General features: G+C 32.1%; 18 protein-coding genes and 1 other annotated feature. Of the genes, 4 read left to right on the top strand and 14 right to left on the bottom strand.

Annotated features, from left to right (window positions below; genetic code table 11):
* Position 1: 1 nt before the first annotated feature.
* Positions 2-613: a class I SAM-dependent methyltransferase gene (locus OZJ21_RS04420; RefSeq protein WP_003703376.1), complete on the bottom strand. Its 612-nt coding sequence runs from the start codon at positions 611-613 to the stop codon at positions 2-4.
* Between the two features lie 201 nt (positions 614-814).
* On the opposite strand from OZJ21_RS04420, the gene nrdH reads away from it, so the two are divergent.
* The 4 genes from nrdH to nrdF are packed head-to-tail and all read left to right on the top strand — an operon-like array spanning position 815 to position 4,575.
* Positions 815-1,045, top strand: coding sequence for a glutaredoxin-like protein NrdH (nrdH, locus tag OZJ21_RS04415; RefSeq protein WP_003700670.1), 231 nt, complete (start codon positions 815-817; stop codon positions 1,043-1,045).
* Complete coding sequence (nrdI, locus tag OZJ21_RS04410; protein WP_268857501.1) at positions 1,042-1,425, top strand: class Ib ribonucleoside-diphosphate reductase assembly flavoprotein NrdI; 384 nt, start codon at positions 1,042-1,044, stop codon at positions 1,423-1,425. Before nrdH ends, nrdI begins: the two co-directional genes overlap by 4 nt.
* Positions 1,406-3,577, top strand: a complete 2,172-nt coding sequence (gene nrdE / locus OZJ21_RS04405) for a class 1b ribonucleoside-diphosphate reductase subunit alpha (protein WP_201897565.1) — start codon at positions 1,406-1,408, stop codon at positions 3,575-3,577. The genes nrdI and nrdE overlap by 20 nt, the downstream gene beginning before the upstream one ends.
* A gap of 17 nt (positions 3,578-3,594) precedes the next feature.
* The gene (gene nrdF, locus OZJ21_RS04400; protein WP_003703371.1) at positions 3,595-4,575 is read left to right on the top strand and encodes a class 1b ribonucleoside-diphosphate reductase subunit beta; all 981 of its coding nucleotides are present in this window, start codon (positions 3,595-3,597) and stop codon (positions 4,573-4,575) included.
* A 72-nt stretch (positions 4,576-4,647) separates the two neighbouring features.
* Here the strand turns inward: nrdF and mprF are convergent, their stop codons facing one another.
* From mprF to cysS, 13 genes are all read right to left on the bottom strand, one after another.
* The gene (gene mprF, locus OZJ21_RS04395) at positions 4,648-7,221 is read right to left on the bottom strand and encodes a bifunctional lysylphosphatidylglycerol flippase/synthetase MprF (RefSeq protein WP_003706517.1); all 2,574 of its coding nucleotides are present in this window, start codon (positions 7,219-7,221) and stop codon (positions 4,648-4,650) included.
* A gap of 85 nt (positions 7,222-7,306) precedes the next feature.
* Positions 7,307-7,768: a hypothetical protein gene (locus OZJ21_RS04390; RefSeq protein WP_003706516.1), complete on the bottom strand. Its 462-nt coding sequence runs from the start codon at positions 7,766-7,768 to the stop codon at positions 7,307-7,309.
* 94 nt (positions 7,769-7,862) lie between these two features.
* Positions 7,863-8,231, bottom strand: a complete 369-nt coding sequence (gene rplL, locus OZJ21_RS04385) for a 50S ribosomal protein L7/L12 (RefSeq protein ID WP_003702605.1) — start codon at positions 8,229-8,231, stop codon at positions 7,863-7,865.
* A 71-nt stretch (positions 8,232-8,302) separates the two neighbouring features.
* The gene (gene rplJ / locus OZJ21_RS04380; RefSeq protein WP_003706514.1) at positions 8,303-8,806 is read right to left on the bottom strand and encodes a 50S ribosomal protein L10; all 504 of its coding nucleotides are present in this window, start codon (positions 8,804-8,806) and stop codon (positions 8,303-8,305) included.
* A 35-nt stretch (positions 8,807-8,841) separates the two neighbouring features.
* Positions 8,842-8,961, bottom strand: a sequence feature (ribosomal protein L10 leader region).
* 89 nt (positions 8,962-9,050) lie between these two features.
* Entirely contained in the window at positions 9,051-9,743 is a 693-nt protein-coding gene (gene rplA / locus OZJ21_RS04375; protein ID WP_003700678.1) for a 50S ribosomal protein L1, read from the bottom strand.
* Between the two features lie 102 nt (positions 9,744-9,845).
* The gene (rplK, locus tag OZJ21_RS04370) at positions 9,846-10,271 is read right to left on the bottom strand and encodes a 50S ribosomal protein L11 (protein ID WP_003700679.1); all 426 of its coding nucleotides are present in this window, start codon (positions 10,269-10,271) and stop codon (positions 9,846-9,848) included.
* A 122-nt stretch (positions 10,272-10,393) separates the two neighbouring features.
* Complete coding sequence (gene nusG / locus OZJ21_RS04365) at positions 10,394-10,954, bottom strand: transcription termination/antitermination protein NusG (RefSeq protein WP_003702631.1); 561 nt, start codon at positions 10,952-10,954, stop codon at positions 10,394-10,396.
* Positions 10,955-11,068: 114 nt separating this feature from the next.
* Positions 11,069-11,236, bottom strand: a complete 168-nt coding sequence (gene secE, locus OZJ21_RS04360; protein WP_003700681.1) for a preprotein translocase subunit SecE — start codon at positions 11,234-11,236, stop codon at positions 11,069-11,071.
* Between the two features lie 19 nt (positions 11,237-11,255).
* Positions 11,256-11,408, bottom strand: a complete 153-nt coding sequence (rpmG, locus tag OZJ21_RS04355) for a 50S ribosomal protein L33 (RefSeq protein WP_003700682.1) — start codon at positions 11,406-11,408, stop codon at positions 11,256-11,258.
* A gap of 64 nt (positions 11,409-11,472) precedes the next feature.
* Complete coding sequence (locus OZJ21_RS04350; protein WP_003700683.1) at positions 11,473-12,003, bottom strand: NYN domain-containing protein; 531 nt, start codon at positions 12,001-12,003, stop codon at positions 11,473-11,475.
* Position 12,004: 1 nt separating this feature from the next.
* The gene (gene rlmB, locus OZJ21_RS04345) at positions 12,005-12,751 is read right to left on the bottom strand and encodes a 23S rRNA (guanosine(2251)-2'-O)-methyltransferase RlmB (protein ID WP_003702630.1); all 747 of its coding nucleotides are present in this window, start codon (positions 12,749-12,751) and stop codon (positions 12,005-12,007) included.
* A complete protein-coding gene (locus OZJ21_RS04340) occupies positions 12,751-13,158 on the bottom strand; it encodes a Mini-ribonuclease 3 (RefSeq protein ID WP_003700685.1) in 408 nt (135 codons plus the stop codon). Before OZJ21_RS04340 ends, rlmB begins: the two co-directional genes overlap by 1 nt.
* Complete coding sequence (gene cysS, locus OZJ21_RS04335) at positions 13,151-14,563, bottom strand: cysteine--tRNA ligase (protein WP_003706513.1); 1,413 nt, start codon at positions 14,561-14,563, stop codon at positions 13,151-13,153. The genes OZJ21_RS04340 and cysS overlap by 8 nt, the downstream gene beginning before the upstream one ends.
* Positions 14,564-14,637 lie beyond the last annotated feature (74 nt).

Below are 14,637 nucleotides of genomic sequence, written 5' to 3'. Positions count from 1 at the left end.
GCTATTTAATCATTTCACTTTGTAAAATAAAATATCCCTTCTTCTTATTTAGAGTTTGACAATTTTCAAATACTTCATTTAATTTCTTTATTGCAGAAGGTGCACCTTGTTTCTTTTGAATTACAGCTACAATACTGCCACCGAGATTTAGATGTTGCTTTGATCCTGCTAAAATCCCATGAACAACATCTTTTCCCGCTCTTATAGGTGGATTTGTAATTATCAAATCATAATCAGTTTCATTAATATCTTCATATTGACTAGATTTAAAAATTTTAACGTTATTTATATTGTTATTTGCTGCATTTTTCTTGGCTAATTCAAGGGCTAGTTCATTGACATCTACCATATCTACCTGACTATTTGGATATGCTTTTGCTATTGACAATCCAATAGGGCCATAGCCGCAACCCATATCTAGTATTTTTTTATTATCTAAATCTAAATTAGCATCAATAGTTTCTAATAGTACTCTTGTACCAAAATCAACCGTATTTTTTGAAAAAACTCCATTATCTGTTGTAAAATGTATGTTATTTCCCAGCAATTCGAAATTCCACTTTTTTTCTTTATGTTCTACGTCTGGGTTTGAAGAATAATAATAATTAGTCATTGTCTTTTTCTCCTGTAATTTATATCTATAATAATACGCATTTTTTTCTACCTTAGCAAATTATTGTTTTTACCAAAATTCCCATTAACACAACATGTCGGACACTATTATTAAAAACCCACAATATATGGTGTAGTTAGACTTGAATTTTTCTCTATATATTGTATACTAAATACACAAGAAGTTACGGAGGTAGTTTTTATGAAATTAGATTTATTCACTAAAAACAATTGTATTCAATGTAAAATGACAAAAAAATTTTTAAAACAACATAACGTTGAGTTTGAAGAACACAACATTTCTGAAAATCCTGAATATATTGACTATTTAAAGAACAAGGGATTCCAAGCTGTACCTGTGTTGGAAGAAAATGATTCCCCTATCGTAAATGGTTTCCGTCCAGACTTATTGAAGAAGTTGATTGCTCAATGAAAATAGTTTACTTCACGGTAACTGGACAAACAAAAAGATTTATCAAAAAATTAGGCAGCAACTATAAATATTTTGAAATAGATGCTGCCAATCCTTTTTTTGAAGTAAATGATCCCTTTGTATTAATTACACCTACTTATGATAAACAGATAACAGAACCCATAAATGACTTTTTAGAGTATCAAAATAATAGTCATTATCTTAAAGGAATTGTTGGAACTGGTAATCGTAACTTTGCTGAATTATTTATCTTTACAGCAAAAAATCTATCTTACGAATATCACGTTCCATTAATTTATGCATTTGAATTTAATGGAACTCCTACTGATGTTTCAAATTTTAAGAAAGCGGTGAAGGAACTTGAGTCTAAAGGACATTGATATTAGTAAAGTTACTTATTTTGATTTAAATAATGAAATAAATATTCCTGTAAATGGTCAAATCCAATTAGGAAAAGATAAAGAGGCTCTTGAAGCCTTTTTAAATGAAAATGTTAAGCCTAATACTAAACAATTTTCTTCAATTAAGGAACGAATTAATTATTTAATTCAAAATAACTACTATGAAGAAGAGTTTATTTCTAAATATTCATTTGAATTTATCGAAAAATTATATGATTACCTAAAAAAAGAAGATTTTCATTTTAAAACTTTTATGGCGGCATATAAATTTTATGCTCAGTACGCTTTAAAAACTGACGATAATGCCTACTATTTAGAAAACTTTATAGATAGAGTTGCTACTAACGCTCTTTATTTTGGTGATGGAGATGAAAAATTAGCTTTAGAATTAGCTGATGAATTAATCCATCAAAGATATCAACCTGCTACTCCAAGTTTCTTGAATGCCGGTCGTAAACGCCGTGGAGAACTGGTATCTTGTTTCTTAATCCAAATGACTGATGACATGAATTCAATCGGAAGAAATATTAATTCTGCCCTACAATTATCACGTATTGGTGGTGGTGTTGGTATTAATCTTTCCAATTTACGCGGTGCTGGTGCTCCTATTAAAGGAATTCATGGAGCTGCATCTGGTGTCGTTCCTGTTATGAAGTTACTTGAAGATAGCTTTACATATTCAAACCAACTTGGTCAACGTCAAGGTGCTGGTGCTGTTTATTTAAATGTCTTCCATCCTGATATAGAAGCATTTTTATCTGCTAAAAAAGAAAATGCTGATGAAAAAATTCGTGTAAAGACCCTTTCATTAGGATTAGTAGTTCCAGATAAATACTACGAATTAGTAGCTAAAAATGAAGACATGTATCTTTTTGATCCTTGGGGAGTTGAACGTGTTTACCACAAACCATTTTCTTATGTGGATATCACTAAAGAATATGATAATATGGTTGCTAATCCAAATATTCCTAAGAAAGTTATTAAAGCTCGTGATTTAGAAGAACAAATTTCTAAGTTACAACAAGAATCTGGATATCCTTATGTTATTAACATAGATACTGCTAATAGAGTAAATCCTATTTCTGGAAAAATTGTTATGAGTAATTTATGTTCCGAAATTTTACAAGTTCAACGTGCTTCAGTAATTAATAATCGTCAAGAATATGAAGTTCTAGGGACAGATATTAGCTGTAACTTAGGTTCTACTAATATTGTTAACCTTATGGCATCACCTAACTTCGGTAAATCTGTTGAAGTTATGACTAGAGCTTTAACTTTTGTTACTGATAAATCGGATATTGATGTTGTTCCATCAATCCAACACGGAAATCGATTAGCTCATACTATCGGTTTAGGTGCTATGGGGTTACATGCTTACCTTGCTAAAAATCAAATTGAATATGGATCACCTGAAGCTCTTGAATTTACTAGTGTATATTTCATGTTACTAAACTATTGGACTTTAGTAGCTTCAAACAAAATTGCAAAAGAAAGAAAAGTTACTTTTGATAATTTTGAAAATAGTAAATATGCTGACGGTAGTTACTTTGATACTTATTTAAATCAAGAATTTGCACCAAAAAATGCACGTATTAAAGAATTATTTGATGGTATCTTTATACCTACAAAATCTGACTGGACTAGTCTTAAAGAAAATGTTATGAAATACGGCTTATATCATCAAAACAGATTAGCTGTAGCACCTAATGGCTCTATTTCATATATCAATGACACAACAGCTAGTCTACACCCTATCATCAATAGAATTGAAGAACGTCAAGAAAGAAAAATTGGAAAGATTTACTATCCTGCACCTTACTTGTCAAATGAAACTTTACCTTATTACAAATCAGCATACGATACTGATATGCGTAAAGTTATCGATACTTATGCAGCAGCTCAACAACATGTTGATCAAGGTATGAGTTTAACATTATTTATGCGTTCAACAATTCCAGCAGGTTTATATGAGTGGAAGAATGGAAGAACTGATAAAATGACAACTAGAGATTTATCTATTCTTCGCAATTATGCACATTATAAAGGTGTTAAATCTATTTACTATGTACGTACTTTTACTGATGATGCATCTGAAGTTGGTGCAAATGAATGCGAAAGTTGTTCAATTTAGAAAGGAAGAATTAGATAATGACTAAATCATATACCGCTATTAATTGGAATGCTTTAGAAGATGAAATTGATAAAGCTACGTGGGAAAAACTTACTGAACAATTCTGGTTAGATACACGTATTCCTTTATCCAATGACTTATCTGATTGGCGTGAATTTAATGAAGATGACAAAGACGTCGTTGGTAAAGTATTCGGTGGTTTAACTTTATTAGATACACTTCAATCCCAAGATGGTATGTCTTCATTGAAGAAAGATGTTCGTACACAACACGAAGAAGCTGTTATGAATAACATTGAATTTATGGAATCAGTTCATGCTAAAAGTTATTCTTCAATTTTTTCTACATTAAACACTCCTAAGGAAATTGAAGAAATCTTTGATTGGACAAATTCTAATGAAATCTTGCAATATAAAGCTAATCGTATCAATGAAATTTATCAAAACGGTAGTCCTTTACAAAAGAAAGTTGCTTCTGTATTTTTAGAAACATTTTTATTTTATTCAGGATTCTATACTCCACTATATTGGTTAGGTCATAATAAATTAGCCAACGTAGCAGAAATTATTAAACTAATTCTTCGCGATGAATCAGTTCATGGTACTTACATTGGATATAAGTTTCAATTAGGCTTTAATGAACTATCTGATGATGAACAAGAAGAATTTACTTCTTGGATGTACGATTTGCTTTATGAGTTATACGAAAATGAAGAAAAATATACTCACTTACTTTATGACAAAGTTGGTTGGACTGATGATGTATTAGTTTTCCTTCGTTACAATGCTAATAAAGCATTAATGAACTTAGGTATGGATCCACTATTTGCTGATGGATATGCGCAAAATGTTAATCCAGTTGTTATGAATGGTATTTCAACTTCTACATCTAACCATGACTTTTTCTCCCAAGTTGGTAATGGATATCTCCTTGGTGACGTTGAAGCAATGGAAGATTCTGATTACCTATTTAACTTTGATGATAACTCTGATAAATAGATAAAAATATCCTCGTCAATCGATCTGAAAATTGACGAGGATATTTTTTATACTATATTAAATTAATAATTTTTATGACCAGAATCTTGAAAGTGAAATCTCTCTTCTAAATTGTTCTCTTCTCTTACTATTAACAACGCTTGTTACTTCTAGCATTGTAGAAACAATTGAACTTCTCTTTCTATAAGCAGTATACTTAGGCAACCAATAACTGACATATTTATCTTTGTAATCTCTTAAGCCTTGGAAACCATAAAATGAATATCCATACTCATAAATAAAATGTGCAGCTCTTTCTTCAATAAAACTATACTGAGAAGTCCCTACATTAGCTAATGGTGCCATTCCCATATCAAAACGTTCATAACCATTTTCTTTACCATACTCAAATAAGGTAATGAAAATTTTATCCATTATTCCAGAAGGGGCTTGCTTACTATGTCTCATTAAGTCTATTGATAAAGTCTTATCATCCATAGGCATCATTGAAGCAAATGCAACAATTTTATTATCAGCATCTTTAATAATACTTATATTAGCTTGATTTAGGTAATATTCATCAAAAAAACCCAATGAAAAGCCCTTCTCTAACTGACCATCTAACCAACTGTCAGAGACTTGTTTTAACTCTTGAATCAACTCTTTAGAAAACGGAGGTTCTATCATTTCAAAAGTATATCCTTCACGCTCGAATTTGTTGATTAATGCCCTCTCACCACGTTTTTTCTTACCTGACAGTGAAAAGTCCTTCAAAGTTACATATCCTTCTTCACCATTCTTTATAAAGTCAAAGCCTAAATCATGTAACAACATGGTTAATTTAGAATTTATTTCATAGAAAACTAATTCATAGCCATAGTAATCTGCTTGTGTCATTAGTTCCTTAATGGCATCTTTTAAATAATCCATATTTCCCACAGGTTCTCCCATAAAAATTAACTTGTCATTTTTCCTGCGATACATGAAATACATTATATCTTCACCATTAACTCTGTAATAATAAATATTTTTATCTCTTAAAAAGGCTAAATGACTAACTTCATTGCCAGAATAATTATCTATAATTTTTTTAATTCTCTTTTTATCGAAATTCATTTTTCTAAACGGATCAGTATCTGATGTAAAGCTAGTTATAATTATTAACATTATTATGCCAGCTAAAATCATTCCCATAAAACCTGACAACCATATTTGCTGTCCTTGAAAAATTAAAACTTCTGGTACTGGGATACTTTTATGTCCTATTGGTCTAAAATTCAAGAATCCAACTAACAAATACAACAAAAATGTTACTGTAAATATTCCACCATCTACAAACATTTTTCCAAATGAATAACGTAATTGTTCTCGATAAAGTTCTTTTCTTGAGAGGATCACACAAGCCATAATAAAGATTAAAAACCATGCTAAACCTGGAGTATAAACCCTCCATAAAGTATTAACAATTCCTATTCCTAAAACTATTATCGTTGGCCAAAATGATTTTTTAACTCTAGATTCAAAGCCTCTACCCATTGCAATTAGCAAGAAAGCAAATATCACGTCTGTCATTTGATGTAAGAATAAAAATGTTAACGGATATAACTTGACCAGAATAAAGTTAGAAAAAGCAAAACTTGGAACAGCTGCTTCTATTAACATTATTATGCCAGATGCATACATAAAAATTGTAATTAATATATGAGCCGTTTTTTGTAATAATGCACTTGGAATACCATCGAAGTACTCATTCACTTTATTACCTAAAGTATGCACAAATAAAACAGTACCTACAAAAAATGGCACAATATAGTAAAATATACGGAAAAATAGCAACCATACAATTACATCTGCATTACCTATGCCTAGGCTTTCCATTCCTAGGATAATAAAAACATCAAACGAACCTAATCCACCAGGAACCATTGATATAACCCCAAAAACGGACGCAATAATGTACAAAGCAAATATTTCAAGTATATTGAATTTTACCCCTAAAACTAATCCAATATATATGAAAAATAGACCTGCGCCTGCCCATTCCAAACAAGAACCCAGTATTAAAAATAGTTCTTTTTTTAACGTAAGATCACCAAAAAAAGCATTATTTTTGAATTTAGTAATACTAAATAACAATGGAAAATACAGACCCCCACCGACTAACCAAATCCAATATTTAGTTAATCCAGCACCTATATGTAAACCAAAGATTATAAATAACGATACCCAGCAATATATTGATAATCCTGCTAATAAAAATAAAGCAATCTTAGATATAGCATACAAAACCTGTTTTTTACTAGATTTTTTACCATAAAAACTAGCCCTTAATGTAGCTCCTAATATCCCCCCAAAACCTGCAATATTAGTAAAAGTATTTGTTATCCAGCCACTCTTTAAAATATATTTCCAATTAAACTTTTCTGATAAAAAAGAAGTTATCGAAATATCGTAAATTAGCATTGGAGTAACAGAAAACATTCCTAGAATTAGCATCATAATAATTGAAAAAATTGACTGACTCAGCAAGCCATCACTAACCTGATTCCAATCAACATCCCTAATAATTTTACTAATTTCCACTAAAACTAATATTAACACTGAAGCTACAAACATTAATTGTAAAATTGTGGATTTTTGTTTGATAAAATCCTTAACTTTTTTCATGTTACATCCTCCAATCCCTCTCTCTATTATCACTAATACGTAGTAATTAATCAAGATTGTAAAGGAAATTAAAAATTACTAAATCCTAAAGAAAATCATCACTATCTAACCAATACGGACGATTATACTCGTTAAATGGTACTACTAATTCATTATTTGCCATTAACAATGGTATCTCTCCTTGTTTCGCCCATGAAATTATTGTTTCCTCTGGATAACCTAATTTACTAGCACACGCAGAAACAGTTATAGCTTCTTTTTTATGAAATATTTCATTTAATTTGTTTATATGCTCAATTCTACGTTTCTCATTTACTTTTCTTTGATTATCCTCAGTGATTTTAACTATTGAAGTTCCATTCTCATCAAGTAGTGGAATATCTCCATCAATAGCCCATTTTTTTACAGTTTGATATGTATATCCCGTACCTCTAGCAGCTTGACTTATCGTATTGTATTTCTCATCATTAAATGCTTGACGTAACTTCATTATATTTTGATTTCTTCTTTCGTTACTTGCATGAGCCATATTATCTAAAGTACTCACCTATTCCACCTTCTTTCCTGGATAAGATAATTACTCATATATGAAAAAAGAGACCAGTCGTTAAACTGATCTCTAAAAGTAAAATTAAAATAAATTATTTCAATGTTACCTTTGCGCCAACTTCTTCAAGTTTAGCCTTCAATTCTTCTGCTTCGTCCTTAGCAACGCCTTCTTTAATTACGGAAGGAGCACCATCAACTAAGCCCTTAGCATCTTTCAAGCCAAGACCTGTGATATCCTTAACTGCCTTGATAACTTTAACTTTTGCAGAACCTGCATCTGTTAATTCAACATCAAATGAATCCTTTTCTGCAGCACCGTCTGCACCTGCAGCACCTGCAACTGCAACTGGAGCAGCAGCGGAAACACCAAATTCTTCTTCGATAGCTTTTACTAAGTCGTTTAATTCAAGAATGCTAGCTTCTTTTAAGTCAGCAATAATCTTTTCTGTATCTAATGCCATTTTATTTTCCTCCATACATAGATAAAATTCTTTTTTTGTTAATTGTAATTTATGCAACTAATAATTTAGAATTAAGCTGCATCTTCGTCTTTGCTGTCAGCAACAGCTTTAACTGCATAAGCAAAGTTGCGAACTGGAGCTTGCAATACAGATAATAGCATTGAAAGTAATCCGTCGCGGTTTGGTAATTTAGCAAGAGCGTTGATTTCTTCAAGAGAAGCAATCTTACCTTCGATCATACCACCTTTAATTTCTAAAGCTTCATGATCCTCTGCAAATTTAGCCATAATACGAGCAGGTGCAGTGATGTCTTCACCACCAAATGCAACAGCAGTAGGGCCAGAGAATGTATCATCTAAACCTTCATAACCTGCTTTGTCAGCTGCACGTTTCAAGAATGTATTCTTGATAACACGCATTTCTACACCAGCTTCACGAAGTTGCTTACGTAAATCAGTAACTTCTTCAACAGTTAAGCCACGATAGTCAACAACTACAGCAGAAGAAGCACTTTGGAATTTTTCAAAAACTTCTTCAACGATAGCAGCTTTCTTTGCGATAATTTCCTTACTCATTATTAATTCACCTCCTAGTCATTGTGTCAAAAGCTTTTTATAAATAAAAAGCTCTATGTCCACACCAAGACACAGAGAGAGATACGTTTACTCCTCGGCAGGCATAAATTTAAGGCGTTAGCCACCTGAGTCTTAGGTAGAATTATTAACTTGACCTTTAATAGGTTACCATAGCCTATTATAAGTGTCAAGAAAAAATAATAAAAAAGTGAGAAGAATTTATCTTCCCACCTCATTATTTAAATTAAAGTGCTGTTGTATCTAATGTAACACTTGGTCCAAATGTAGAAGCAACAGAAACATGCTTGATGTAAACACCTTTAACAGATGCAGGACGAGCCTTAGCAATTACATCATAAACAGCTTTGAAGTTACCTTCAAGTGCTTCTTCTGTAAATGATACTTTACCCAATGGAACATGTACGTTACCGTCACGGTCTGTACGGTATGTAACTTGTCCAGACTTAGCATCTGTAACAGCCTTTGTTACATCCATTGTAACTGTACCAGTCTTAGGGTTTGGCATCAAGCCTTTAGGTCCCAATACACGACCTAAACGACCAACTTGTGCCATCATATCTGGTGTTGCAATAGCAACATCAAAGTCCAACCAACCGTCTTGGATACGTGCAACTAAGTCGTCGTCACCAACAACGTCTGCGCCTGCATCCTTAGCTTCTTGTGCTTTTGCACCTTTAGCAAATACAACAACTGTTTGATCTTTACCAGTACCATTTGGTAAAACCATAGCACCACGTAATTGTTGATCAGCTTGTTTTGTATCAACGTTTAAGTTGAAAGCAACTTCGATAGTAGCATCAAAGTTTGCAAAATCAATCTTCTTTACTAAGCCAAATGCTTCAGAAGCATTGTATAACTTGCCTTCTTCAACTTGCTTAGCAGCTTCTAAATACTTTTTACTTTTTTTCTTAGCCATTAGTGAAATTTCCTCCTTGCAATATGTGGTCTATCGGATAAACCTCCCACTTGATACATCTATTTTCATAGAGTATCCGTCTGAGAAGCGTGGCCGTAGAAATTAGTCTTCTACAACAAAGCCCATGCTTCGTGCAGTACCTTCAATCATGCGCATTGCAGCTTCAACGTCTGCAGCGTTTAGATCTTGCATCTTTGTTTCTGCGATTTCCTTAACTTGATCTTTAGTTACAGTAGCAACTTTCTTCATGTTAGGTTCGCCAGATCCCTTTTCTACACCAGCAGCTTTTTTAAGTAATACAGCAGCAGGTGGTGTCTTTGTAACGAAGTCGAATGAACGATCTTCGTATACACTAATCACAACAGGAATGATCATACCAGCTTGATCTGCTGTACGAGCATTGAATTCCTTTGTGAATCCCATAATGTTGATACCTGCTTGACCTAATGCAGGACCAACTGGTGGAGCTGGAGTTGCTTTTCCAGCAGGAATTTGTAATTTAACAACGTTTACTACGTTCTTTGCCACGGTAAAAACCTCCTCTTTCCGTGTGTGGTACGGATGGCTATAAAAAATTTAGCCTCCCACTTGTATGATAAAAATCATACTCATGAATTATATCATTTGTATTTCATCCATGCAAGTATTTATTATACTAATTTATCTACTTGATCATAATTCAATTCAGCTGCTGTTTCGCGGCCAAACATATCAATATCAACTTTTAATTTCATCTTTTCAGTATCAATTTCTGTAATCTTACCAACTAAACCAGAAAATGCACCATCAATAATAGTAACTGCATCCCCTACTTCAGCATCAAAGTTAGAATGACGTGAACTAATTCCTAATTCATGTAGAATATGATTAATTTCTTCATCTAATAGTGGTGCTGGCTTACTTCCTGATCCATGTGAACCTACAAACCCAGTTACGCCAGGAGTATTTCTAACAACATACCATGATTGATCAGTCATTACCATTTCTACTAATACATATCCTGGGAATGTTTTTAATTTTTCTACTTTTTCTTTTCCTGTTTTAGTAGTTTCATGCTTTTCTTCTTCAGGAACAACTACTCTAAAAATGTAATCTTCCATCCCCATTGAAGTTGCTCTTGATTCTAAATTTTCTTTAACCTTGTTTTCGTATCCTGCATAAGTATGTAAAACATACCATTTCTTTTCAACTGATTCTACTGTATGTGCCATTTTTCCATTCCTTTCTAAATTTATTGAAAATAAAAAAGCCTCCACGAATCCCGGGGCTTTCTTTCGTAATTATAGCAAATGTTTTCTTTTATTGCTAGATATAATATCAAACAACTATACAAGTAATGATAAGGCTGATTGAATAACCCAGTCCACAACAGCAAAAAAGCCTATAAATAGCAATGAAGAAATAATAACAGTAGTTGTATCTCTTCTTGTTTCCTTTGCATTCAACCATGTTGTATCTTTCATAGTTTTAATAACATTCTTTAGAAATTTCAATTAAATCACTCCTCAGCAATTACTTTGTCTCTCTGTGTAACGTATGCTTACCACAATACTTACAAAACTTTTGTACTTCTAGTCTTTCTGTACGATTTGGATTTTCAGTAATTGTATAATTACGTGAACCACATTCAGAACAAGCAAGTGCTACTTTTTTCTTATTAGCCATAAATTACTCCTTTACACTGAATCAAATAAACTCTATCATGATATATCCTAAAATGTCAATCACACTATTTTTCTTTTCCCATTAATTTATCCCGATACTCAGCTAATTTTTCTAACTGATCATCATTCCAAGTTAAACGTCTTGCGGCTTTTTGATTTTGATATATCTTTGCCTGTTGTCTAACCTCTTTTTTAGATCTTTTTATTTCCTGATATAATTCCCACGCTGGGAGTCTCAATGCTCCTTGCGAAAAAATTGTCCATTGTTCAGCTTGATCACTTGTTGCTACTCTTACCTGAGTCAATGGTGTTTGTAATCTTCCAGCCAATGATTCAATATAAGTATCTGCTGTTTGATCTTCAGCTGTCCATACCACTTGTAAGTCATATTGCTCATATTGTTTTGTCATACCAGGTACATACATCGCATCAAATACTACAATAATTTCTGTATTAGCCTGTTTACGGTAATTAGATAATATTTTCAAAAGTAAATCTCTAGCATCCTCTAGCCTATCACTCTTCTTTAATTTATCTAATTGTGGCCAATTTCCTATCATATTATATGCATCAACAATCAAGATATTCTTTTTCATATTAATTTCCTCTTGAAGTAAATCCTTGATATATTAATAAACTAGCAGCTACACTTGCATTTAAACTTTGAACATGTCCTACCATTGGAATAGTTAACATTTCATCGCAAGTTTTCTTCAAAAGTGGAGAAATTCCTTTACCTTCATTTCCTATTACCAAAGCTGTTGCTCCCTTAGCACTCCACTTTCTAAAATCAGTACCTTTCATATCAGTCCCAAAGATCCATACTCCCTGTTCTTTTAATTCTTTAACAGTTTGTACTAAATTTGTAACTCTCACAACAGGTACATGTTCAATAGCACCTGTCGAAGTTTTTGCCACAACTGAAGTCAACTGCACTGCACGTCTTTTGGGAATGATAATTCCATGAACTCCTGCTGCATCTGCGGTCCTCATAATTGAACCTAAATTATGTGGATCTTCAATTCCATCTAAAATCAAGAAAAAAGGATCTTCATTTTTACTACGAGCTTTTTCAAACAAATCATCAATTGTAGCATAACTATATGATGCTATAGCAATCACTACACCTTGGTGATTTTGTCCATTTACTAAATTATCAAGTTTAGTTTTAGGAACTCTAGAAACTACTAACTTTCGGGCTTTAGCTAAAGTATATATTTCCTGAATAGCATCCGCCTTTAATCCTTCTTGAACAAAAACTTTATTAATATTGCTATCTTTCTTTTTTAAAGCCGCCATAGCTGGATGACGTCCAATAATAAAATCTTTTTGCTCTTCTTTCATTATTTCCCTTCTTTCTCTACTGTATTAATACACCAATCTGCTAATTCCTCTAATCTTTCGATTTGATCACTTAGATATAGATAACCAAATAATGCTTCGAAGCCTGTAGAAATTCTGTAAGTTACAACTGAAGTATTTTTTGCAGAAGTATGACTTTTGGCATTTCTACCACGCTTAAAGAATTCTAACTCTTCATCATTCAAAACATTTTGCTCTTGCATTTTTTCGATTAAAAAAGCTTGTGCCTTTGCAGATACATAATGAGTAGCCTTGTGATGTAGCTTTGTTGGTTTAGTTAAACCTTTAGCTAATAAATGTCTTCGAATATAAATTTCATAAATTGCATCGCCCATATATGCTAAGGCAATCCCATTCATTTGATTATAGTCTACATCTTCTTTAATCATTTCTCTTCCACCTTGTACCTTGTGCTGTATCTTCTAATATTATTCCTTGTTCTTTTAGTAGATCTCTTATTTCATCGCTACGTTTGAAGTTCTTATTTTTTCTTGCTTCATTTCTTTCTTGGATAAGTTGTTCAATCGTATCATCTAACAATTCTTTTTCTTCACTAAAACTTATACCAAAAATTTCTACGACTTTCTTATAAGTGTTAATTAAGTTATTAATAGTATCAGTATATACCTTTTCTTTTTCTGAATAGATATTTAGTTGTTTAGCCATTTCATAAATAACAGAAATCCCATTTTGTACATTAAAATCATCATCCATAACTTTAACAAAATCTTTTTCAAGATTAGCAAAATTAACTTCTACTTCTTTATCATTTCCTTCTACACTATCTTTTAAACGATAACTTAAGTTTTCATAAGCTGTTTGCAATTTATTTAGATTAACTTTTGCTTCATTTAAATTAGCAGAACTATATCGGATTGGTCGACGATATTGAGTTGTTGACATAAAGAATCTAATAACTTGAGGGTTTACTTTCTTTAGTAAATCATGTACTGTTACAAAATTTCCTAAAGATTTACTCATTTTTTGATCTTCTTCACCAATTGTTACAAATCCATTATGTAACCAATATCTAGCAAATTTTTTGCCAGTCTTTGCTTCACTTTGTGCAATCTCATTTTCATGATGTGGGAATTCTAAATCTTGTCCTCCAGCATGAATATCTATTGTATCTCCTAAATATTTAGTAGACATTACTGAACATTCAATATGCCACCCTGGACGTCCTTGTCCCCAAGGAGAATTCCAAGATATTTCTCCTTGCTTTACTTTTTTCCAAAGAGCGAAATCTAATGGATCTTGCTTTTTATCTTGGTCGATATCATCGACTCGGCTACTAGCACCTTGTTCTAGATCATCTATTAATTGTCCAGATAGTTTACCATAATCTTTAAACTTTCTAGTCTTATAATATACATCTCCAGCAGATTCATATGCATATCCTTTTTGCACTAAAACTTCAATAAACTTGATAATATCATCCATATTATCCATTACTCGAGGATTCAATGTAGCTTTCTTTACATTCAAAGCACTTGTATCTTCATAAAACGCATTAATAAATTTCTCAGTTATTTCTTTAACTGAAAGATTCATTTTTTGACTTGCTTTAATGATTTTATCGTCAACGTCTGTAAAATTCGAAACATAGTTTACTTCAAAACCACGATATTCTAAATAACGTCTGATTGTATCAAAAGCAACCGCACTTCTAGCATTACCAATATGAATATAGTTATACACTGTTGGGCCACAGACGTACATTGTCACTTTTCCAGGATTTAATGGTTCAAATTTTTCTTTTTGATTAGTTAATGTATTATACAATTGCAACATCTAATTCATCACTCCTAATCTATTAAAACGTAATAATATATCACAATTAACGTTTTTCTTAACTCTTAACTTAA

The sequence above is a fragment of the Ligilactobacillus sp. UO.C109 genome (assembly GCF_026847815.1).
Taxonomy (GTDB): domain Bacteria; phylum Bacillota; class Bacilli; order Lactobacillales; family Lactobacillaceae; genus Ligilactobacillus; species Ligilactobacillus salivarius.
This window is presented reverse-complemented; position numbering and strand designations above follow the sequence as displayed.